This window comes from Citrobacter sp. VF227 (assembly GCF_052950715.1).
On the sequence record NZ_JBRFVF010000253.1, the window covers coordinates 1 to 518 of the forward strand.

At 67.4% G+C, this 518-nt stretch carries 1 protein-coding gene; it reads right to left on the bottom strand.

Annotated elements, in window-relative coordinates:
• On the bottom strand, positions 1 to 518 hold a 518-nt coding region (locus tag ACU8YC_RS26180; RefSeq protein ID WP_446896143.1), incomplete at both ends, for a cytochrome D1 domain-containing protein.

Genomic DNA, 518 nt, shown 5'->3' on the forward strand with positions numbered 1-518 from the left:
CCTTGATCAGCTTCCAGGTGTCCAGATCCAGCACCGAGATCAGTCCCTTGCTGACGTTGGGGGTGGCGAACACCCACTTGCCGTCGCGTTTCCAGTAGATGCCCGAGCCCAGGTGCGGCATGCCCGGCAGCGGAATGTCGGTGACCGCCTGGCCGTTGTCGAGATCGATCACCTGGCCACCGTGGGCCTTGCGCGAGGTGGCCAGCAGGTAGCGGTAGTCCGGCGTGAAGGAGAAGTCATCGAGGAAGTCTGCGGCCTCGATGCGCCGCGGTTCGAAGGTCGGCTCGCCGGCATAGGAGAGCTCCCAGGCCTCTTTCACGTCCTTCAGCGCGACCACGAAGCTGTCGCGCGGCGGCGCGGTGTACACGGCGCTGACCCGCGACGGCGTGCCGTCCTGGCCTACGGCGGGGATGTGCTTGACCAGCGACAGGTCGCGCGCATCGAGCAGCACCAGGGTGCCCGGCAGGTAGTTGCCCACCAGCACCCAGCGGCCGTCGTTGCTGACCGCCAGGTTGCGG